This is a genomic window from Micromonospora sp. WMMD998 (assembly GCF_029581235.1).
Taxonomy (GTDB): domain Bacteria; phylum Actinomycetota; class Actinomycetes; order Mycobacteriales; family Micromonosporaceae; genus Micromonospora.
On the sequence record NZ_CP120740.1, the window covers coordinates 542711 to 564207 of the forward strand.

A 21497-nucleotide genomic window follows, 5' to 3' on the forward strand; every position below is an offset into this window, starting at 1 on the left:
AGGAGCGGCTCCGACGACGGGTCGGCGCGGTGTCGCCGGGAAGCTCCGAGGCAACTCCCAGCCGGGTCCGAGGCGCCCCGGAGCTGAGGCAGCTTGCCTGGGCGGGCCCCGGAAAAGGCTGAGGAGTTTCCGTGTCGAAGACTGGAAGAAGTCGCCTGCTGGCGGCCATCCTGACCGCCGCCGCGTCGGCGCTGCTGACCGGCTGTGGCGGGGACAGCGCCCCCACCGCCACCGCGACCGCGACCGACGGCGGGGGGAACAACGCCTTCGTCGCGTACCGCAACTGCCTGCGCGACAACGGCGTCGTCCTGCCCTCAGCCGACCCGGACCGCTCTCCCCGGGCCCGCCCCACGGCCCGCCCGTCAGGCTTCTCCACGGCCCGCCCGTCCGGTTTCCCGACGGCCCGCCCGTCCGGCGGTGCGGGACGCCGGTTCCCGGGGATGGGCCGGCCAGCGGATGTCGACGAGGCCACCTGGCAGAAGGCGCAGGAGGCGTGCTCCTCGCTGATGCCGACCGAACGGCCCGGCGAGCGGCCCGGCGGGCGGGGCGGGCCCGGCGGGTCGGACGCGCCGGGCGCCGGACGTGACGTGGCCTACCGCACCTGCCTCAACGGGCGTGGCGTCGACCCGGACAGTCTCGACCCGTCGGACGCGAAGGCGAAGGAGGCGCTGACTGCCTGCGCGCCGGTCAGCCCGCCGGCACCGAACTGACCTCCACCACCGGGTGGTCGGCCGGAGGACCGACAGCGCCACAGATCAGACGTCGGCGCCGGCCGGGGTCGCACTGAGGCTGGTGAGCGCCTCGGCCACCCGCACCGCGAGCGCCAGATCGGAGGTCCTCGACGGGACGCCGTCCCCGCGGACGGCCGCGACGAACGCCCGTATCTGGTTGTCCAGCGGCAAGGTGTCCGCGACGTCGATCGGGACGTCGTCGAGGGTCAACCGGTGCGGGGCGAAGTCGTCGTACCGGTACTCGCCGCCGTCGCTCAACCGCACCCGGAAACGATGGTGTCGGGCCGTCGCGGCGTTCGTGAAACGGAACCTGACCGGCGTTCCGCCGACGCGGACGCCGACCTCCCAGTCCTGCCGGCCCGGCGCCGGGACCTCGCACCGTGCGTACTCCCGCGTCACCGGCCCCTGGTCGCCGAGCAGGTCGAGCGCCATGGCGAAGTCGTGCGGACCATAGTCCCAGAGCACGTCGCAGTCCGCGCGCACCGGCCCGTCGCCGCCGAACGTGCCGGATATCGCCCGCACCGACCGCCCCGCGATCCGCTCGCGCAGCTCCCGGAAGGCCGGGGCGTGCAGGTGCTGGTGGCCGACCATGACCGTGCCTCCGCGCGCCTCCGCACGGTCCCGGATCGACAGCGTCTCGCTCAGCGTGGGCGCGAGCGGCTTCTCGACCAGCACGGGGACGCCGGCGTCGAGCGCCTCCATCGTGATCGCGTGGTGCGTCGCCGCCGGTGTGGCGACGATGACCCCGTCCACCGCGGCGCTCCGGATGAACGCCCCAGGCGAATCCCGGCGCCCGGCCACGTCCGAGATCAGCACCTCTCCTTCCGGCCACAGGCGGGCGACGGTCTCGACGTACCGTGACCCCCACCGCCCGGTGCCGACGATCCCCAGCCTCATCGGCGGCACGGGATCACCGGTAGTACTCCTGGGACCAGGTGATGAACTTCCGCAGGCCGTCGGTGAAGGGCACGGTCGGCTCGTAGCCCAGGTGGTCGAACGCCTTGACCAGGTCCGGGCAGCGCCGCATCGGCTCGTCACCGGGGTAGCTGTCCGGATAGTCCCGCACGGTGTATTTGAGGTCCGGCGCCGGCACGGCGTCGCGTACCAGCTCCAGCAGGTCGATGACGGAGACCTCCGGACCGGACGCGCCCACGTTGTACGCCTCGCCGGGGCGCCCCCGCAGCAGCGCCAGCAGGAACCCGACGATCGCGTCGGTGGCGTAGCAGAACGTGCGGGTCTGGGTCCCGTCGCCGTAGACGTCGATCGCCTGTCCGGTCGAGAGACGGACCGCGATGTTCGGCATGATGCGGTAGTCCTCACGACTCAGGCCGGGCCCGTAGACGTTGAACGGCCGGACGATCACCGCCTCCACGCCGAACTGCTGGACGTAGACCTGGAGCAGTGTCTCGCCGAATCGCTTCGACTCGTCGTAGCAGCTACGCGGACCGAGGCAGGAGACGTTGCCGTTGTAGTCCTCCGCGGTCGGCACGTGGGCGGCGTCGGGATTTCCGTAGATCTCCGACGACGACAGGAACAGCAGCCTCGCCCCGTCGGCACGCGCGACGTCGAGCATGTTCCGCAGGCCGTGGGTGGCGACGTCCATGGTCTCCAGCGGGAACTTGCGGTAGTAGTACGGGCTGGCGATGCCGGCCGCGTGCACGACGAAGTCGACCTTCCCGCCCGGGCGGTACGGCAGGACGACGTCATGCTCGACGAAGGTGATGTGCGGGTCCTCCAGCGGTGCGGCGCCGCCGTCGGCGGGCGTCCGCAGGTTGTCCATCGCCAGGACCTGGCAGGGCTCGCGCAGGTATTTCGCGTTGAGCCTCCGGAAGACGGCCGTCAGGTACTGGCCCACGAACCCGCGGGCGCCGGTGATCAGGACCCGCCTGCCGTCGAACCGCTGTGCGTACTCCCCGAGGCCGACGCAGATGTCGTCGATATCCGAATCGATGAGGGTGCTCATTCGACTGCTCTCCCGTCCAGCCGTGCCAAGGTCAGCGGATTCATCCAGAGACCGGACCAGTCCGCGTGGCCGGCGACGATGGTGTCGTAGTAGTTCCAGGCGAAGACGAGTGCGCAGTACCGCTGACCGGACACCTCCGCGAGCTTCTCCGGACCGACCACGGGGATGTGCGTGCCGGGTGTGAAGAGGCCACGCTTGAGCGGACTGTCCTCCACGATGAACTCGACGTCGTCCGCGTCGAGTGCGAAGGAGTACATGAGGGTCGTCAGTTTCGCCGGCGCGCCGTAACCGCAGAAGCGCCATCCGTCGTGCTTCAGGGCCGCGATCTGCTCCCGCAGCTTCTGCCCCCGGGTCCGGATGCGCTCCCCGAACTCCTCGTACGTCCGGGCGGAGAAGAGCGCCGCCTCCTCCTCGGATTTCACGAGTTCCGCCACCCGCGGGCTGACGGCACGGTCGTCGTTCGCCACGTGGACCCGGATCGAGCCGCCGTGGGTGGGGACCCGCTCCACGTCGAACAACGTCATCCCCATCCGGTCGAAGAAGCGGACCAGCGGGCGGACGGCGTGGTAGGCGACGTGCTCGTGGTAGATCGTGTCGAACAGCAGGCCCTCGACGACATCGGCGAGGTAGGAGACCTCGAAGACGAACACCCCGCGCGGGCCGAGCAGGGAGCGCACGGCGGAGGCGGCCTGCGCCAGGTCACCGATGTGGGCGAAGACGTTGTTCGCCGTGACCAGGTTCGCGGGCCCGAACCGGTCCCGCAGGTCGCGCGCGAGGGCGGAGTCCAGAAAGGCCACCGTCGTGGGTACGCCTCGCGATTCGGCGATCTCGGCGATCCCCCGTGCCGGCTCGATGCCGTGCACACCCGTCACACCCCGATCGACGAACTGCCGCAACAGCGTTCCGTCGTTCGACCCGACGTCGACGACGAACGACTTCTCGTCCAGGCCGAGCAGGTCGATCGCCCGCTCGGCGTAGTTCCCGAAGTGCCTGACGAACGACGGCGACGTGCCCGAGGCGTAGACGTAGTCGTCGAACAGGAGGGACGGGCTGACCACCGCGGCGAGTTGGAGGTGCCCGCACTCCGGCGCGGGGCAGAGTTGCAGGTCCAGGGGGAAGCGCTCCTGCTCCTGCGGCTTGTCCACGAAACCGTTCGCGCACGGGGTGGACGGGAGTGACAGGACCACGTGCCCGGCGGTCCCGGTGCCGCACAACGCGCACGTGCGGCGTTCCCGCACCGCGGTCACGACGGCGATCCGGTGGCGACGGTGTACTCGTACCGCCCGGCGAAGGACGACCAGGTGAGGTCGAACATCGGCGGTACGCGGACCACGTCGCTCTCGTGGGATTCGTGGTCGCGTCTGTTCCGGGCGAACGTCATGAACCTGGTCCGCTCCGGGAAGTACATCACGTGCGCCACCAGGGGTGGGGTGAAGAAGAGCTGGCCCGCCTCGAACGTCCGTACCTGGATGCCGTCCGTGCCGTCCGCGGGCCGCCAGCCGTACACGACGCTGCCGGACAGCACGTAGGCGTAGTGCCAGTCGGTCTTGTGATAGTGGTTGGCGCGCACCGCGCCGGGGTGGCTCTCGATGAGTGCCACCGACGTGAACCTCTCGAGAAGCACGTTCAGGATGCTGCCCGCGGCGTTGACGAATGGCTCGTCCAGGGGAACGTGCGGGTCGTCGGGGTAACGCTCCTCGTCCACCCTCTTCGTGTACTCGGCGTGGTTCATCGTTTCCTCCCAAGCGGAACCATGGTCAGTACGCCTTGTCGCGTAGCAACCCCACCGCGATCCGTGCCGCTCGCACCGCGATCGCCATGATGGTGAGGGTCGGGTTCTGCCAGCCGCCGGACGGGAAGCAGGACCCGTCGGCGACGAAGACGTTCGGTGCGTCCCAGCAGCGGTTGTCCGGATCCACCACGGAGTCGGCCGGCGACCGGCCCATCCGCGCCGTACCCAGGTCGTGGACGTTGCGGCCGGGCGCGGTCAGCGTGTCCGCGACGTCGGTGAGCCGCAGGCCGGCGACCGACGCGGCCCGCTCCACCTCGCGCCGCATGGCGTCGTAGAGCCGGTCCTCGTGCGGCCCGTAGCCGCATTCGATGACCGGCACGGGCACGCCCCACCGGTCCCGGGTGTCGCCGAGCCGTACCCGGTTGTGCCGGTACGGCAGCATCTCCCCCTGCGCGTCGATCCCGCCGCACGCCGGGCCGGAGCCGCCGCGTTGCAGTGACACCCAGAGCGCGAACGGGCGGATGTCGCCGGTCTGCGGCTGCGGCGGCGGGACGAGCAGACCGCTCTGCCGGCCGGCGGACGGGTGGGTGGGCATCGGCGGGTGACCGTCGAGGACGCCGGACGAGGTGACGAGCGGATGGTCCATCAGGCCACGGCCGAGCCAGCCGCTGCTGTTGCCGAGCCCGTCCGGATGGCGGGGGCTGTGCGAGTTGAGCATGAGCCGGGCGGTCTCGATGGTGCCACCGCAGAGGAACACGACCCGGGCGCGGGCGTGGTGCCGGGTGCCCGGGACGGCGGCGTCCACGTAGCTGACGCCGGTCGCCCGGCCGTCGTCCGGGTCGACGGTCACCGACGTGACCCGGGCGTCCGATCGCAGCGTCACCCGGCCGGTCCGTTCCGCCCGGGCGAGGGCGGTGGCCTGCATGGTGAACTCCGGCCAGCCGCCCTCGCCCCGCTCGGCCGAGACGAAGCGCACCGGGATCGGGCGGGTGTTCCCCCGGCGGTAGGCGTGCTGGAACGCCGCCTCGGCGGGGGTGAGCGCCGGCGGCTTGCCACGGAAGTGCCCGTCGGGGAGCTGTGCCAACTCCTCGGTGGTCCCGCGTAGATCGACCAGGTCTTCCACGACGTCGTACGCGGCGGCCAGGTCGGCGTACCCGATCGGCCAGCGCAGCGCGCAACCGTCGACGTCGCCGGCCGCCATCTCGAACGTCGACAGGCGCAGCGCCGACCCGCCCCAGAGCAACGACCGCCCACCGACCTGCATGCCGCGGATCCAGGTGTACGGCTTACCCGGCGGCGTCTCGTACGGGTGCTCCACGTCGTCGACGAACAGGTGGGGGCCGCGCGGACCGAAGTTGAAGTGGGTGCGTTGCACCGGCTGTCGCGCCCGGGTGCGCTCGTCGTGGTCGCCGGCGGTGACATCCGGGGCGGCGCGGTCCGGGAGGTCCCCGGCGCGACGGACCGGACCGGCCTCGAGGACGAGGGTGCGGAACCCGGCCTCGGCCAGTTCCTTGGCCGCGCAGGAGCCGGCGAACCCGGACCCGACCACGATCGCGTCGTACGCCGGACCGGGATCGGCGCCGGTCCCGGTCACGTCCGCGTCCCTCCGGTGCGCGACGGGTGCCATTCGATGGGGCCGTCGATGCCGGTGTGGTGCGGCGTGGCGAGTCCGTCGTGGAAGACGGACGCGGGGACCACCCGGAAGTCGAAGCTGACCCGGGTCCGGTCGGAGGCGTTGCGGACGTTGCCGTGCATCAGGTTGGCGCTGTCGAACGCGAGCATCTGCCCGTAGCGCATGGGATGCGGCCGGAAGTCCTCGGCGCCCTCGCTCGACTCGACCCACAGGCAGTTCTCCGACGTCACGTCGGTGAGCGGGAGCCAGAACGTGATCTCGCAGGGGTTGTGACCGCCGCTGCGGTCGCGGTGGTACGCGCCGACGCCGTGTCGTCCCGGCAACTGGATACGCCAATTCGGCACGTGCTGGTAGCGGACGTCCTCGCCGACCATCTCGGTGATCACCGTCTGGACGAACTCGTGGTACAGCGCGGAGATCTCCTCGATGCGGTACAGCTTCTGGTGCATCGCGGAGGCCTGGTCGCCGAAGCCCGGAGTCTCCTCCGCCTCGGCGGGTGCGTGGTGGCGATGCCACATGGCGAGGTCCGGCACACCGCTGGCGGCGCTGATCGCGCGGGCGAAGTCGAACCGCCTGTTGTCGTACGGAACGATCAGCTTGTTCAGCAAGGGCTTCCGCCTTCCTCGTCGGGGGAGGTGATGGTGAAGCGTGGTTCGAAGCCGATGAGGTGACTCAACTGGAGGTCGACGCCGCCGATGTTGGTGAAGTCCTCGCCGTGGAACAGGCTCTTGCGGACGAAGGAGGCGGTCTTGCGGCGGTAGCCGGAACGCGCCAGCAGCATGGCGAGGGTGCCCAGGTGCTGCGGGGTGCGACTGCGGTGCAGGGCGGTGAACGACCGGCGCAGCCTGCGGATCATCCGGTCCGCCGCGGCGGGATCGGCCGGCACCGTCAGTCCGCGCATCCGGAGCCGGTCGAGGAACGCCCGCTGGACCGCGGTGGGCGCCGGGTCGGCGGACGGGTCCGGGGCCTCCCCGCGGATCAGGTCGAGCAGGAGCCGGTCGTGGTCCGCGTATGCGGCGTGTCCCCGGCCGGCGGGAGGGATGGTGCCGGCGACGAGCAGGTCGGCCGCGTGCGCGACGTCGACGTCACCGAGTCGCGCGGCCAGGTGGGTGGTGAAGTCGACGTCCGCGCGCAGGGTGGTGGGCAGCAACGACTCGCTCGGCAGCAGTTCGGACGCCGCCGCGTGCGTGGAGGCCAGCACCGGCGTCCCGACGTACGACGCCTCGACCAGCACACGTCCGAACGTCTCCAGCGACGACGTGCTGGGGAAGAACAACACGTCCATGTCGCGGTAGTCCTGCCACAGGCGGGCCCGGTCCACGGGTGGCCGGCACGAGTAGCCCGGGACCACTGATCCGCCGGCGGTCGCGCTCTGCCCGCCCTCGCCGATCGCCACCGTCCGGAAGGCGCCGGGAGCGCGCCGGTTCAGCTCCCGCTGGAGGCTGATCACCTGCGAGTAGTTCTTGTCGTCGGTGAGCCGGCCGACGAAACCGATCTGCGTGCCGTCGCCGCCCGAGCCGGTCCACGACCCGGCGAGTTCCGCCGGGAACCAGCGCAACAACGGATAGCAGACGGCCTGCCGGGAGCGCGCGAGCCCGGGGAACAGCATCGTGTAGAGCGCCAGCGAGTACCGCGACGAGTGGTAGAGCACGTCGTCGGGGCGGAGGTAGGGGGCCGAGAGCGCCTCCTGTTGCAGGTAGCCGTTCCACAGCGCGGTGCGCGCGTCGCGGACGATGCGGAAGTCGAGCCCGAGTCGTTCGCGCAGGTGGAAGTAGAGGTAGGCGTGTGGGCCCACGGTCGCCACCACGACGTCGCAGCCGGCCAGCGCCGCGCGCGCCGCCTCGTCGCTGCGGAACAGTTCCACCACGTCGTGCGGTTTGGGCCGGACCTCGGCGCTGTCGGAGAGAAGCCGCGCGACCTCGGTGTAGGCGAAGTTCGCGCCGTCCTTGCCCGGGTGACCGGCGTAGCTGCGGAACGTGTGGAAGCCCACGACCGGGCCGGGCCGCCGGAGCGTCCCACCGCTCGCCGCAGCCGGTGCGGGCTTCGCCTCAGCGCTCATCGTCGGCGGCCGAGGCGACCAGGTCGCGCAGCGCGTCGTCCGGGCGTGCCCGGGCGCGCAGGACGTCCACGCGCTTGCGCAACAGGGTCACCTTCGAGGCGTCCCAGTCCTCCGCGCGCAGCGCCGCCAGCACGATGTCGGAGAGTTCGGTGACGTCCTCGTCGTCGTACCCGCGTGAGGTGATCGTCGGCGTGCCCAGCCGCAGACCGCTGGCGACGAACGGCGGCCTCGGGTCGCCGGGCAGCATGTTGCGGTTCGACAGGATGCCCAGGTCCTGGAGCCGGCCCTCGGCGTCCCGCCCGGTCAGTGCGGTGCGGGTGAGGTCGACGACCAGCAGGTGGGTGTCGGTGCCGCCGGTCAGCAGGTCGAGCCCGCCGTCGAGCAGCAGCCCGGCCATCCGCCGCGCGTTGCTCACCACCCGCTCCTGATAGGCCCGGAAGGCCGGACCGGCCGCGTCCCGCAGGGTGGCCGCGAGCGAGACCAGCCCGGCCATCCCGACCGAGGACTGGAGACCGGGGAAGATCGCCGAGTCGATCCGCGCCCGCAGCGACGCGGGACACAGCACGATCCCGCCGCGGGTACCGCGCAGCGTCTTCTCCACCGAGGTCGTCACGACGGTGTCCGGGTAGGCGGCCGGGTTGTCGTGCAGCCCGGCCGCCACCAGGCCGGCGATGTGCGAGATGTCCGCGATCAGGGTCGCGCCCACCCCCCGCGCGATCGCGCTGAGCTGCGCGAAGTCGACCACCCGCGGGTACGCGGAGTAGCCGGCGACGATGACCAGGGGGCGCTCCCGTTCCGCGATCCGCCGGATCTCGTCGTACGCCAGCAGGCCGGTCCCGGGGTGGACGCTGTACGGCACGACGCGGTACAGCTCGGAGACGATGTGCTTGGGATGGCCGTGCGAGAGGTGCCCGCCGGCGGTCACCGCCATCGCCATCATGGTGTCGCCCGGCTTCATCAGCGCCCGGTAGGCGGCCAGGTTCGCCAGCGAGCCGGAGACGGGCTGCACGTTGGCGTGCTCGCCGCCGAACACGGCGCGGGCCCGCTCCACCGCCAGTCGCTCCACCTCGTCGAAGATCGCGGTGCCGGCGTAGGGCTTGTTTCCGACGTGCCCCTCGGCGGAGCGGAACTGGGCCACGCCCCACCCGTGGTTGTCCCGGGTCGCGGCGATCGGCGCGTTCGAGGCGGCGATCAGGTCGATGCTGTCCAGATAGTGCCGGTTCTCCCGGCTCAGCAGCCGTTCGAGTTCCAGGTCATGCATATGGGGTCACCTCAGGGTGTCCAGCGGATGGAAGGCAGCGCGGAGTGCCCGCCCGGCTCGGGACGAGGACGAGGATCAGTTGGCGGGTACGACCCGCAGCAGGGTGCCGGCGCCGGTGACCTGCTGGCTCGTGACCTGGTAGACCGGCTCCACGAGCTCGGCGAAATACCGCAGGTCCACGAGCGGGTCGAGGCCGAGCGCCGGCCCGCGGGCGACCATGTCCTCGGAGGCGCCCAGGTACAGCTCGTCGGCGACGATCAGCGCGGTGGTGACGAAGGCCAGGAGATCCGGCATCCGCAGCAGGCGCCAGAAGTCGAAGGAGAACGCCGAGCGGAACGTGCCCTCGGCGAACGGCACGTCGACGCCGAGCAGGTGCAGGTTGTCCGCGTCCGCGTCGCGCCCGTAGTCGAACGTGACGAGCCGCCGCCGGTCGAGCTGGTCGGTGTCGTAACCGATGACCAGGTCGGGACGTTGCGGGTCCCGCTCGCGCAGCGGGTCGACGGCGGCACGCCACGGCCCGACCGAGCACAGACCCGCGTCGCCGCACACCGCCATGACCCGGCGGTAGTCGGTGACCCGTTCCGCGATGTCGGCGAGCGAGCCGGCCAGGACCTCGGGCAGCCCGGCGATGAGTTCGACCTCGTAGTGCCGGAACTTGTCGCGCAGCAGCGCCAGGCTGGCGAAGTGGTCGCCGAAGGACTTGCGGAGGTTGCGGTAGTGCGGCACGTGCCACACACGCAGCGTGGGCTCGTAGTGGAACCGCGACCGGTCCCGGTCGAAGTGCCGGTAGAGCTTGTAGGAGATGTCCAGGTCCTCGCCGCCCCACCGGGCGTCGTAGTCCACGTCGAACATGCCGACCGCGAGCGCGTCCGACCGGCTCAGGCCGTAGTTGTTGGTGAAGCCGTACATCCACGGCTCGGAGGGCGCGGATCGGGCGCGCACGTCGTGTTCCACCGGGAACGTGTCGAGGACGCCCTTGCCGTTCATCACGGCGTGCAGCGCGGCCCAACCCTGGACGCCGAGCTCGCCGCGACCCCCCATCACGACGCTGCGCGGGTCCTTCTCGGCCAGGTGCCAGTGCCGTTCGAGCAGGTCGGGCGGGCAGAGCGAGTCGTTGTCGAGCAGCAGCAGCCGCTCGGCGGTGGCGGCCAGGATGCCCGTGTTACGCGCCCGCGACCAACCCTTCGGGGAGGTCAGCTCGCGCAGCAGATAGGGCGTGCTCGCGCGCAGCTCGGCCAGCCGGGCCGGCGGCTCGCAGCCGTTGTAGACGACGATGACCTCGAACTTGTCCGCCGGCATCGTCTGGTGGGCCAGCGACTGCAGCACCAGCTCCAGGCACTGCGTGTTGAAGTAGCTCGGGATGACCACGCTGAGCGCGATCTCCTCCTGACGATGGGCGGTGTCGTCCAAGGCGTCCCCCGTTATTAAATCCAGATGTTGTACTAATCGGAGCACGCACTGATCCATCTGTCAACGTCGAAGTCTTGACGTCCGTCAGGCCCGTTCGGACAGTCCGGTGAGGACGGCGCGCGCCACCAGATCCCCGTGCCGGAACGTGGCCGCGTCGGTGCCGGGGATGGCGAACGCGCGCGTCCCGCGCAACGAGGTGTTCCAGCCCAGCGCGTACCGGGCCGGATGCGCCGCGCCGTCGGCGGTCACCATGCGCCCCCGGTCGTCGACGGCGATCCGCCCGGTCGGCGTGCGATAGCCGGTCGCCGGGTCGGTCAGGAACTCCTCCGACGCGGCTCCGGAGGCGTGCAGCGCCCGCAGCAGGTGGTCGGCCGAGCCGTCGAGCGTCGGCTCGGGCAGCCGGGCGTCGATCAACGCGGCGGCGGGGCACTCCTCGTCGAGGTTCGCGCTGCCCGCCCGGTAGCGGCCGGTCGATTCGTCGAGACGCACCCGCATCCCCGAGCCGAGCGGCTGCACCACCCCCGCCCGGCACAGCGCCAGCAACTCCTCCGTCCGGAAGGCCGGCGGACCGCTCGCCACGAGGTTGAACAGGGTGAACCAGGCCCCGTCGAGTTCCTCGACCTGGTCCCGCGGGGACAGGCGGGGCCGCAGGCGCGCGAGGCGCTCGAAGAACAGCAGTTGGGCGCCGTAGACGGCCGAGTCGGCGGACCGGGCCGGGTCGTGGGCGCGCCGCAGCTCCTGCTCCAGCAGCGTGCCGAAGCGCGCGCGGAAGTCGTCGACGTTCCGCGGCTCGACGTGGCGCAGCGGCGCGCGCAGCTCGTCCATGTTCCACCTGTGGGCCGGGTTCGGCACCGCCTTCTCGGCGAGCGCGTCCAACTCGCCGACCGCGGCGGCGTCGTGCAGCCGCGCGAAGTCCGGCCACGGCATGGCGGTGTGCCGCGGGGCGGCGGCGAACAGCTCGCGGTGGTACGCGAAGCTCAGATCCTTCCGGATCAGCGGCCAGAGGTCACGCCTGAAGTCGAGCATCCCGTCCCCGGCGAGCGACTGTTCCAGAGCCGGCGGGAAGTAGCGCAGCTCCCGCACCGGTCCATGGACCAGCCGATGGCTCGGTTTGCACCGGTAGGGCAGGCCGCGGCGGGAACCGGCCAGCAGCCGTGGCTCGCGCCCGGAGGGCAGGTAGCGCAACCGGCCGTCGCGCTCGCGGACGTACCGGCCGCCGCGTCCCTCGGTGACCAGGGCCATCAGGTCGAAGAACGCCAGGCCCATGCCCCGGACCAGGACATCGGCGCCGGCCGGCAGCACCGACAGGTCGGCCTCGGCGATGAAGCCGGGCGGCAGGTACACGAGACCGTGCCGTTCCGCGAACCCGGCCGCCTCCGACTGCTCGCCCTGCGGCCGGGCCTCGAGGTGGCCGAGTGCGAGGACCACCGCGTCGGCGTCGATCCGGGAGCCGTCCGCCAGGTGCACCCGCTCGGTGCCGTCAGGTGCGCCGGTGAGTGCCACGGCACGCCCCCGACGCACGGTCACCCGCACGCCGGGCGGCGCCTGGCCGATCACCTCACGGAGGAACCAGGACAGGTAGGCGCCCTGGACCCGCCGGGTCGCGAACGACACCGGGGAGATCTCGCGCACGTCGTCCGCCAGCTCGGGATCGACGGGCGGGAGACGCCCGGCGACGGTGGCCGCCGCCCACTCGGCAAGCGACGGTCCCGGACGCGGCGGGCCGACACAGCGCACGGCCTCGCCGGGAAAGAGCGTGATGTCCTTGGCGAGCGAGTTCATCCGCATCAGCGGCGACTGCCCGTCCCGCCAGATCCGTCCCGGACCGGCCGGATGGGGATCGATCAGCATGATCTCGATCGGACGGCCCGGCGCGAGATCGGCATTGGCCAGCAGCCGCTCCACCAGACCGACACCGACCGGACCGGCACCGAGCACTGCGATGCGAGCCATGGAGACACACGGTAAACCACAATGGATGACGCCGGGTGACAGTCGTCAGCGGAGCAGGACCGCCGGATCGGCGTAGATGTCCTCGATGACCTGCCCGGCCGCGCCGAGCATCACCGCGTCCCCGCCCAGCGGCGAGATGACGACCGTGGGCGTCTGCTCGTACAGCGCGCCGGCCCGCAGCGCCGCCTCGGTCGGCTCCAGGATCCACGGCGCGAGCCGGGAGAAGATGCCGCCCAGCACGATCGCGCCCGGGTCCAGTCCCTTGACGACACAGGTCAGCGCGCGCCCGAGAGCGTCACCGGCACGCCGCACCGCCGAGATGGCGTCGCGGTCCCCGGCCTTGAGGAGTTCGATGAGCGCGGACATCCGTTCGTCCAGGCCGGACCAGGCGGCCACCGGCTTGAGCCCCACCGCACCGAGCATGGCCTCCCGGCCGGCGACGAGTTCCAGGCAGCCGCGCGCGCCGCAGGCGCACCGCGGCCCGTCCGGATCGACCTGGATGTGGCCCAGCTCGCCGGCGAACCCGTGGACGCCCCGGAAGATCCGGCCGTTCAGCATGATGCCGGCGCCGATGCCGATCTCCCCGGACACGTGCAGGAAGTCGCTCAGCGGGCGGCCCGCGCCGAGCCACATCTCGCCGAGCGCGGCCAGGTTCGCCTCGTTCTCCACCTTGGTCGGCAGGCGCAGCGCGCGAAGGCCACGGTCGACCAGCGCCGCGGCCGGCACGTCACGCCAGCGGAAGCTGGGCGCGCGCAGCATCCCGGAGCGGTCGACCAGGCCGGGCACCGCCACGACCGCCCCGGCCACGGTCAGGCCCTGCTCCCGGGCGGAGTCCACCGCCTGGTCGGCGAGCACGGACAGCGCCGCAGCGATCTCCTCGGGCCGGCGGTTCCGGTTGTCGGTCGTCACCAACTCGCGGTGGCGCACCCGGCGGCTCATGTCGAGGACGCACGACGCCAGGTAGTCGACGGTCACCTCCAGGCCGAGCCCGGCGGCGCTCGCGCCGTCGACCAGGACACCGGTGCCCGGGCGCCCGCGGTCGCCGCCGTGGACCACCCCCCCGTTGTGCACCAGGCCGGCGTCGGCGAGCACCGCGATCAGGTTGGACACGGTGGTCTTGGTGAAGCCGGTGAGCGCGGCGAGCTGCGCCCGGGTAGCCGGTTGGTGTTCCGCGATGACGCCGAGCAGAACGGCCAGATTCCGTTCGCGCATGGTGGCGTGGCGCATGGGTGCACCGACATCGATCGGCATGGGTGCACGCTACAGGCAGGCATGGATGGACCGGCTCTTGGCAGGCCGCCGTCCGGCCACTAGTTTGGTCCAGATCGTTGCCTAAATAGCTGAAGGGTGGCCGTGCCCGCCGTGTCCGCGATGGCGCAACCCGGCCTGCGTGCCGACTCCTCCGCACCACCCCGGGGCGCCTGGGCGGTCCTGTTCACGGTGCTGGGCGCGGCGATGATGGACCTGTTGGACGCCACCGCGATGAACGTCGCCGCCCCGGCCATCCGCAACGACCTCGGCGCGTCGAACGCGCAGTTCCAGTGGATCAGTGTCGGCTACGTGCTGACGTTCGCGGTGCTTCTGCTCGCCGGTGGCCGCCTCGGCGACATCGTCGGCCGCCGCCGCATGTTCCTCGTCGGACTCGCCGGGTTCGCGCTCACGTCGGCGGCATGCGCGACGGCGCAGGCCCCGGCCCCGCTGATCGTCGCGCGGCTGGTGCAGGGCGGCGCCGCGGCGATGATGGTCCCCCAGTGCGTCAGCATGATCCGCGAGAGCTTCGGTCCGGAGCACAGCGCGAAGGCGTTCGCCATCTTCGGGCCCTTCATGAGCCTCTCCTCCGCCGCCGGCCCGATCCTGGGCGGCACGCTGATCACGTTCGCGTCGTGGCACTGGGTCTTCATCATCAACATCCCGGCATGCCTCGTCGTGTACCTCTTCGCACTCCGTACGCTTCCCGCCGACCGCCCCTCCGCGAACCGCCCGAAGCTCGACGGCACCGGCATGATCCTGTGCTCGGTCGCAGTCGGGCTGTTCGTCTATCCGGTCATTCAGGGCCGTGAACATCAGTGGGCGTGGTGGACCCAGGCGATGATGGCCTCGTCGGTGCTGGTTCTCGCGCTCTTCGCGGCGCACGCCCGCAGCCGGCACGGGCGGGGGCTGGACACGTTCATCGAGACGAGCCTGTTCCGCAAACGGTCCTTCACCGGCGGCTCGGTGGTCGTCTTCCTGTTCTTCGGCGCCTGTTCGGGAGCCTTCATCGTCTACCCCGTCCTGGTCCAGTTGTACGTCGGCTGGTCACCGGTCCGCAGTGGGCTGACCGGCACCTGGTGGCCGGTGGGCACGATCGCCGCGATGGGCATCGGGCATCTGCTCGCGAGGCGGCGACCGCGCCTGGTGCTCCAGGCCGGCATTCTGTGCCAGGCGGTGGGTATGGGCCTGGCCGCGGTGACCGTGGCGATCACCGCCCGCACCACCACCTACCCGGGGCCGGACGGCCTGCGGTACGACTCCGGCCTCACCAGCTTCAACCTGGCACCCGCATTTCTCGTCGCCGGCGTCGGGACCGGCCTGTTCTTCGGGCAGTTCCTCAACCTGGTCCTGTCCCGGGTTGACGACCGCGAACTCGGGTCGGCCACCGGCGCCGTCAACGCCCTCCAGCAACTGGGCGGCGCGGTGGCGACGGCGATCTTCTCCACGGTGATCTTCGATCAGATCGGCCGGGGCGCGTCGCCGTTCGCCGCGAGCGAACTCGCCTACTGGTTGTGTGCCGCCCTGCTCGTGGTGACCTGGGTGTCGTCCTTCGCGCTTCCGGACATCCCCGCGACGGCCACCGGAAAGGGCACGGACTGATGTCGAACTCGCCAGCGGTCAACCTGTGGACCATCCGGGACGAACTGGTGGCCGACCGTTCCGGCGCGCTACGGCGCCTGGCCGGCCTCGGCTATCGCGGTGTCGAGCCCTTCGAGGCCCTCGACGACCCGGCCGGCCTGCGTGTGGCGGCCGAGGACGCCGGCCTCGCCGTCTGCAGCGCCCACTCGCACCGGTTCTTCACCGCCGACCGCGACGCGGCCCTCGAAGCGGTGGCGACCCTCGGCACCGACCTGGCGATCGTCGGAACCGGCCTCCCCGACGACGCCTTCACCGGCCGTGCGGCACTGGAGCGCACCGCCGACGCGCTGAACGCGCTCGCCGAGCGGGCCGCCGGGTACGGCCTGCGGATCGGTTACCACAACTACTGGTCCGAGTTCACCGCCCGGGTCGACGGCCGGCACGCCCTGGAGGCCCTGGCCGACCTGGTGACCCCGGATGTCCTCTTCGAGATCGACACCTACTGGGCGGCCGTCGGCGGCGCCGACGTGCCCGCCGTCCTCCACCGGCTCGGCGCGCGGGTGCCGGCCGTACACCTGAAGGACGGTCCGATCACCGCGGACGCCCCGCACGTCGCGCTTGGGCGAGGCGCGATGCCGACGGCGGAGATCCTGGCCGCCACCCCGGCCGGCGCGCTGCGCATCGTCGAGATGAAGGCCAGCGACGGCGACGTCTTCGCGGCGCTCGCGGCGAGCCACGCCTACCTGAACCCGTCTTCGGCCCGGCCCGGATAGGTGCCCTCAGCCGACCCGCCGCAGCCAGGCCGCCGGATCGTCGCGCACGCCCCGTACCACCGCGTCCGCCGCCCCGCGCACCGCGGCGTTGGTGCCCAGCCGGGCGGCCCGCAGCGTGACCGGCGCGAGCCTCGCGGTCAGCACCCGGCGCCGCAACTCGGCCTCGATGCCGTCGCGCAGCCGGTCGAAGTAGGTCGCGTAGGCCCCGCCCAGCACGATCACCGGCACGTCCAGCAGGTTGACCACCGCGGCCAGCGCGATGCCGAGCGCGGCGGCGGCCTGCGGCTCACCCGCGCCGAGTGCTTCCTGACCGGCGTACTGCTCCAGGCAGCCGTTCGAGCCGCAGCGGCAGGCCCGCCCGCCCGGGTGGACCGTCACGTGACCGATCTCGCCGCTCCAGCCGCGCGCGCCGCGGTACAACTGGCCGTCGATCACCAGCCCGGCGCCGATGCCGATCTCGCCGGAGACGTACAGGAAGGTCTGCTCGCCCCCCGCGACCCGCAACTCGCCGAGGGCGGCGAGGTTGGCCTCGTTGTCGACGACGATCGGCAGGTCGGCGAGCTCCGGCACGCCACGCAGCAGCGCCAGCGCGTCCACGTTCTGCCAGCCCAGGTTCGGCGCGTCCAGGACCGACCCGGCGGAGACCAGGCCGGGTACGGCGAGCGCGGCGCCGGCCACCACCAGCCCGTCGGCCTCGGCGGCGTGCCGGGCGCGGGCGGCCAGACGACCGAGTGCGGTGAGCGCGTCGGCCGCCACGGCGGGACGCTGGTCGGCGTGCTCGACGAGGCGCTGCCGGACCACACCGGTCAGGTCGACCACGCAGACGGCCAGGTAGTCGACGTTGATCTCCAGGCCGAGCCCGGCCGGACCGGTCGAGGCGAGCGCGAGCCCGGCCGCCGGGCGCCCGGCTCCGGTGCGCGGCGGCGGGTCCAGCTCGGTCAGCAGGCCGCCCGCGATCAGGTCGTCGACGAGCGCCGAGACGGTGGCCCGGGTGAGGCCGGTGACGGCCGCGACCGCGGCCCGGGACGGCGGATCCGCGCTCTCCGCCACGGTGCTCAGCACCAGCGCGAGATTGTGAGCCCGCACGCTGGACTGCCGGACGGGGGCGCTCGATGCGGAGGTCAACCGAGCCGTCACGCCTTGACAATGCCACACCCCCGGCAAATAATTCAACTCACAAACAAATCCAGCACGTTTCCCGGAGGTAACCGTGTCTGTGCAGCCCACACGTGAGGACAAGTTCTCCTTCGGTCTCTGGACCGTCGGCTGGCAAGCGCGTGACCCGTTCGGTGAGGCCACCCGTCCCGCGCTCGACCCGATCGAGACCGTGCACAAGCTCGCCGAGCTCGGGGCGTACGGTGTCGGCTTCCACGACGACGACCTGGTGCCGTTCGGCGCGGACGCCGCGACCCGCGACCGCATCGTCGCCAGCTACAAGAAGGCGCTCGACGAGACCGGTCTCATCGTCCCGTCGGTGACCACCAACCTGTTCCAGCAGCCCATCTTCAAGGACGGCGGCTTCACCAGCAACGATCGCAACGTCCGGCGCTACGCGCTGCGCAAGGTGCTGCGCCAGATGGACCTCGGCGCCGAGCTGGGCTCCAAGATCCTCGTGCTGTGGGGCGGCCGTGAGGGCTCGGAGTACGACTCCGCGAAGGACGTCCGGGCCGCGCTCGACCGCTACGCCGAGGCGTTGAACCTGCTCGCGCAGTACTCGGAGGACCGCGGCTACGGCTACCGCTTCGCCATCGAGCCGAAGCCGAACGAGCCCCGCGGCGACATCCTGCTCCCGACCGCCGGCCACGCCATCGCGTTCACCTATGAGCTGGACCGGCCCGAGCTGTTCGGCATCAACCCCGAGGTCGGCCACGAGCAGATGTCGAACCTCAACTTCACCCACGGCATCGCCCAGGCGCTGTGGCACAAGAAGCTGTTCCACATCGACCTGAACGGTCAGCACGGCCCGAAGTACGACCAGGACCTGGTCTTCGGTCACGGCGACCTGCTCAACGCGTTCTCCACGGTCGACCTGCTGGAGAACGGCCTCGACGGCGCCAGCCCCTACGACGGCCCGCGGCACTTCGACTACAAGCCCTCGCGCACCGAGGACTTCGACGGCGTCTGGGAGTCGGTCAAGGCCAACATCCGGATGTACCTGCTGCTCAAGGAGCGGGCCAAGGCGTTCCGCGCGGACCCCGAGGTGCAGGAGGCGCTGGCCGCCGCGAAGGTCGGCGAGCTGTCCACCCCGACCCTGAACCCGGGCGAGAGCTACGCCGACCTGCTCGCCGACCGCAGCGCGTTCGAGGACTTCGACGTGACCGCCCCCGGCGCCCAGGGCTACGGGTTCATCCGGCTCAACCAGCTTGCCGTCGAGCACCTGATCGGGGCCCGCTGACCATGGCGCTGGTGGCCGGGATCGACAGCTCGACGCAGTCGTGCAAGGTCGTCATCCGCGACGCCGAGACGGGGAAGCTGGTCCGGCAGGGCCGGGCCGCCCACCCGGACGGCACCGAGGTGCATCCGGACGCCTGGTGGACCGCGCTGCGGCAGGCGATCGAGGAGGCCGGCGGCCTGGACGACGTGGCCGCCGCCTCGGTGGCGGGTCAGCAGCACGGCATGGTCGTGCTGGACGAGAACGGTGCGGTGGTCCGCCCGGCGCTGCTGTGGAACGACACGCGCAGCGCCGGCGCGGCCGTCGACCTGATCACCGAACTGGGCGGCGGGGACAGGTGGGCGGAGGCGGTCGGGATCGTGCCGGTCGCCAGCTTCACGCTCACCAAGCTCCGGTGGCTGGCCCGCAACGAGCCGGAGAACGCGGCCCGGGTCGCCGCGGTCTGCCTGCCGCACGACTGGCTCACCTGGAAACTGTCCGGATCCACCGACATCGCGGACATCAGGACCGACCGCAGCGACGCCAGCGGCACGCTCTACTGGTCGGCCAGGACCAACGAATACCGCCCCGACCTGCTGGAGCTCGGTTTCGGCCGGGCCCTGCGAACGCCGGACGTCCTCGGTCCGACCGGGGTCGCCGGGCACCTGCCCAACGGCGCCCCGCTGGGCCCGGGAGCCGGGGACAACGCCGCCGCCGCCCTCGGGACCGGCGCGCTGCCCGGCGACGTGATCGTCTCGATCGGCACGTCCGGCACGGTGTTCGTCTCCTCGGAGACGGCACCCGTCGACCCCAGCGGCACGGTGGCCGGTTTCGCCGACACCACCGGCCGCTTCCTGCCGATCGTGGTGACGCTCAACGCGGCCCGGGTGCTGGACGCGGCGGCGAGACTGATCGGGGTCTCGCACGACGAGTTGGCCCGGCTCGCGCTGTCCGCGCCCGCCGGTGCGGACGGCCTGGTCCTGGTGCCGTACCTGGAGGGTGAGCGGACCCCGAACCGGCCGGATGCCACGGGCGCGATCCACGGGCTGACCCTGAAGACGTCCGACCCGGCGCACCTGGCCCGGGCCGCCGTCGAGGGCATGCTCTGCGCCCTGGCGGACGGCCTGGACGCGCTCGTCGACCAGGGCGCCCAGGCGAACCGGATCGTCCTGGTCGGCGGCGGGGCGAAGAACGAGGCGGTGCGCCGGATCGCGCCCGCCCTGTTCGGCAAGCCGGTGCTCGTACCCCCGCCCGGCGAGTACGTCGCCGACGGCGCGGCCCGGCAGGCGGCATGGGTCGTCGCCGGTGGGGACACCCCGCCGCGGTGGTCGGCGGAGACGCCGGAGACGTACGAGGACGATCCCGTCCCGCTGATCCGCGAGCAGTACGCGACCGCCCAGCACGCCGTGCTGGACCGGCCCCGCGTCGGCTAGCGCTGCGCCGGCCGGCTCCCCGGAGCCGGCCGGCGCACGCGACGATCGAAACCCTGGCCGGTTGAGTCGCACCGCGCCCAGCCGGCCCGCCGTCCGGTCAGCTCGACGTGGTGGCCGGTTCCCCGGCGCTTTCCCCCTGGCCCGTGGTGACCGGTGCGGCCACCTGCCGGTCGGCCAGGTGCCGGCGCAGTGACCAGCTCACCGCCGCCACCCAGAGCAGCGCGGCGAGCAGATAGCAGGCGTACCGGACGGCGTCCGGGGCGGAGATCCAGTCGCTGAGCAGCAGGGTCCGGGTGTTGGTCAGGACGATGACCCCGCCGACGGCGGAGCCGAGGACCCGGGGCGGGACCAGCCGCACCAGCCAGGCGGCGATCGGCGCGGCGATCATGCCGCCGAGCAGCAGCGCGGCCACCCAGGCGAAGTTGATGTTCGCCGAGCCGATGCCGACCAGGAATCCCACGCTGGCGGCGACCGCCACCAGGAACTCGCTGGTGTCGATCGACCCGATCACGCGGCGGGGTTCCAACCGGCCGCTGGCCAGGATGGCGGGGGTGCCGACCGGCCCCCAGCCGCCACCGCCGGTGGCGTCCACGAAGCCCGCGACGAGTCCCAGCGGCCCGAGGAAGCGCTTGCGCAGGGGCAGCCCGACGCGCTCCCGGGGCAACCCGGAGACGGTGAACCGGATCAGGACGTAGAGGCCGAGGGTGAACAGGATCAGCGACATGATCGGGGCCGCGGTCTCGGTGGAGAGGCGGGAGAGGAACGTCGCGCCGGCGAACGCGCCGACGGCGCCGGGAACGCCGACCCGGCGGACCACAGTCCAGTCGACGTTGCCGAACCGCCAGTGTGCGGCGCCGGAGACCAGGGTGGTGCCGATCTCGGCCAGGTGAACGGTCGCCGAAGCGCTCGCGGCCCCGGTGTTGAGAGCCAGCAACAACGTCGTGGATGTCACACCGTAGGCCATCCCGAGGCTGCCGTCGACGAGTTGGGCACCGAGGCCGACGAGGGCGAGAAGAAGCAGGCTACGCACAATTACCGCCGATCCGAAAGGGAAATGGGGGAGGATGGCCCGGCCGGGACGGTGATGTTGACCGTCTCACCTGGTCGGGAGCCCGGGTAGGGCTGCGGTGCTGCCGGAAATCAGCGGGCGGCATATCCGACGCCGGATCGGCTGACCGCCCGGCGGACAGCTCATGAAACGCTCGTTAAGTGAGTACGTTGACCATCACCAAAGGCCAGAGTGTGACCGGTTCAACACCGGGGTCGGCGGCGTACTCGGGGTGCCCTCGCCTCCGTGGGTAACCAGCCGCACGGTCAGCGGCGACGGGTGGAGCGGCGACACGGAGGGC

General features: G+C 71.9%; 18 protein-coding genes. 5 read left to right on the forward strand and 13 right to left on the reverse strand.

Features of this window, described 5'->3' with window-relative positions; translation table 11 throughout:
* Positions 1 to 131: 131 nt before the first annotated feature.
* The gene (locus O7619_RS02580; RefSeq protein ID WP_282285429.1) at positions 132 to 710 is read left to right on the forward strand and encodes a hypothetical protein; all 579 of its coding nucleotides are present in this window, start codon (positions 132 to 134) and stop codon (positions 708 to 710) included.
* A 45-nt stretch (positions 711 to 755) separates the two neighbouring features.
* Here O7619_RS02580 and O7619_RS02585 read toward each other — a convergent pair whose 3' ends face one another.
* From O7619_RS02585 to O7619_RS02635, 11 genes are all read right to left on the reverse strand, one after another.
* Positions 756 to 1628 (reverse strand): Gfo/Idh/MocA family oxidoreductase, encoded by an 873-nt coding sequence (locus O7619_RS02585; RefSeq protein WP_282285430.1) that lies wholly within the window; start codon positions 1626 to 1628, stop codon positions 756 to 758.
* A gap of 13 nt (positions 1629 to 1641) precedes the next feature.
* Complete coding sequence (locus O7619_RS02590; RefSeq protein WP_282285431.1) at positions 1642 to 2694, reverse strand: NAD-dependent epimerase/dehydratase family protein; 1053 nt, start codon at positions 2692 to 2694, stop codon at positions 1642 to 1644.
* Positions 2691 to 3941 (reverse strand): class I SAM-dependent methyltransferase, encoded by a 1251-nt coding sequence (locus tag O7619_RS02595; protein ID WP_282285432.1) that lies wholly within the window; start codon positions 3939 to 3941, stop codon positions 2691 to 2693. Before O7619_RS02595 ends, O7619_RS02590 begins: the two co-directional genes overlap by 4 nt.
* A complete protein-coding gene (locus O7619_RS02600) occupies positions 3938 to 4426 on the reverse strand; it encodes a cupin domain-containing protein (RefSeq protein WP_282285433.1) in 489 nt (162 codons plus the stop codon). The genes O7619_RS02595 and O7619_RS02600 overlap by 4 nt, the downstream gene beginning before the upstream one ends.
* 25 nt (positions 4427 to 4451) lie before the next feature.
* A complete protein-coding gene (locus tag O7619_RS02605) occupies positions 4452 to 6020 on the reverse strand; it encodes a GMC family oxidoreductase (RefSeq protein ID WP_282285434.1) in 1569 nt (522 codons plus the stop codon).
* The gene (locus O7619_RS02610) at positions 6017 to 6667 is read right to left on the reverse strand and encodes a hypothetical protein (RefSeq protein ID WP_282285435.1); all 651 of its coding nucleotides are present in this window, start codon (positions 6665 to 6667) and stop codon (positions 6017 to 6019) included. Before O7619_RS02610 ends, O7619_RS02605 begins: the two co-directional genes overlap by 4 nt.
* Entirely contained in the window at positions 6661 to 8118 is a 1458-nt protein-coding gene (locus O7619_RS02615) for a glycosyltransferase (RefSeq protein ID WP_282285436.1), read from the reverse strand. The genes O7619_RS02610 and O7619_RS02615 overlap by 7 nt, the downstream gene beginning before the upstream one ends.
* Positions 8108 to 9379, reverse strand: a complete 1272-nt coding sequence (locus O7619_RS02620; protein ID WP_282285437.1) for a serine hydroxymethyltransferase — start codon at positions 9377 to 9379, stop codon at positions 8108 to 8110. The genes O7619_RS02615 and O7619_RS02620 overlap by 11 nt, the downstream gene beginning before the upstream one ends.
* A gap of 75 nt (positions 9380 to 9454) precedes the next feature.
* Positions 9455 to 10789 carry a glycosyltransferase gene (locus tag O7619_RS02625; protein ID WP_282285438.1) on the reverse strand — a complete coding sequence of 445 codons (1335 nt, stop codon included), beginning with the start codon at positions 10787 to 10789 and terminating at the stop codon, positions 9455 to 9457.
* Positions 10790 to 10873: 84 nt separating this feature from the next.
* Entirely contained in the window at positions 10874 to 12742 is a 1869-nt protein-coding gene (locus O7619_RS02630) for an FAD/NAD(P)-binding protein (protein WP_282285439.1), read from the reverse strand.
* A gap of 45 nt (positions 12743 to 12787) precedes the next feature.
* A complete protein-coding gene (locus O7619_RS02635) occupies positions 12788 to 13993 on the reverse strand; it encodes an ROK family transcriptional regulator (RefSeq protein WP_282285440.1) in 1206 nt (401 codons plus the stop codon).
* Positions 13994 to 14095: 102 nt separating this feature from the next.
* Here O7619_RS02635 and O7619_RS02640 point away from each other — a divergent pair, with 102 nt between their 5' ends.
* On the forward strand, positions 14096 to 15592 hold the full coding sequence (locus tag O7619_RS02640; protein ID WP_282285441.1) for an MFS transporter: 1497 nt from the start codon (positions 14096 to 14098) through the stop codon (positions 15590 to 15592).
* The gene (locus O7619_RS02645) at positions 15592 to 16344 is read left to right on the forward strand and encodes a sugar phosphate isomerase/epimerase (protein ID WP_282285442.1); all 753 of its coding nucleotides are present in this window, start codon (positions 15592 to 15594) and stop codon (positions 16342 to 16344) included. Before O7619_RS02640 ends, O7619_RS02645 begins: the two co-directional genes overlap by 1 nt.
* 6 nt (positions 16345 to 16350) lie before the next feature.
* Here O7619_RS02645 and O7619_RS02650 read toward each other — a convergent pair whose 3' ends face one another.
* On the reverse strand, positions 16351 to 17481 hold the full coding sequence (locus tag O7619_RS02650; RefSeq protein ID WP_282285443.1) for an ROK family protein: 1131 nt from the start codon (positions 17479 to 17481) through the stop codon (positions 16351 to 16353).
* Positions 17482 to 17554: 73 nt separating this feature from the next.
* Between O7619_RS02650 and xylA the strand changes: the two genes are divergently transcribed.
* Together xylA and xylB are read left to right on the forward strand one after the other, a co-directional pair.
* Complete coding sequence (gene xylA, locus O7619_RS02655) at positions 17555 to 18739, forward strand: xylose isomerase (protein ID WP_282285444.1); 1185 nt, start codon at positions 17555 to 17557, stop codon at positions 18737 to 18739.
* Between the two features lie 2 nt (positions 18740 to 18741).
* The gene (xylB, locus tag O7619_RS02660; protein WP_282285445.1) at positions 18742 to 20148 is read left to right on the forward strand and encodes a xylulokinase; all 1407 of its coding nucleotides are present in this window, start codon (positions 18742 to 18744) and stop codon (positions 20146 to 20148) included.
* Positions 20149 to 20245: 97 nt separating this feature from the next.
* Here xylB and O7619_RS02665 read toward each other — a convergent pair whose 3' ends face one another.
* The gene (locus O7619_RS02665; RefSeq protein WP_282285446.1) at positions 20246 to 21178 is read right to left on the reverse strand and encodes a sulfite exporter TauE/SafE family protein; all 933 of its coding nucleotides are present in this window, start codon (positions 21176 to 21178) and stop codon (positions 20246 to 20248) included.
* Positions 21179 to 21497: the final 319 nt, after the last annotated feature.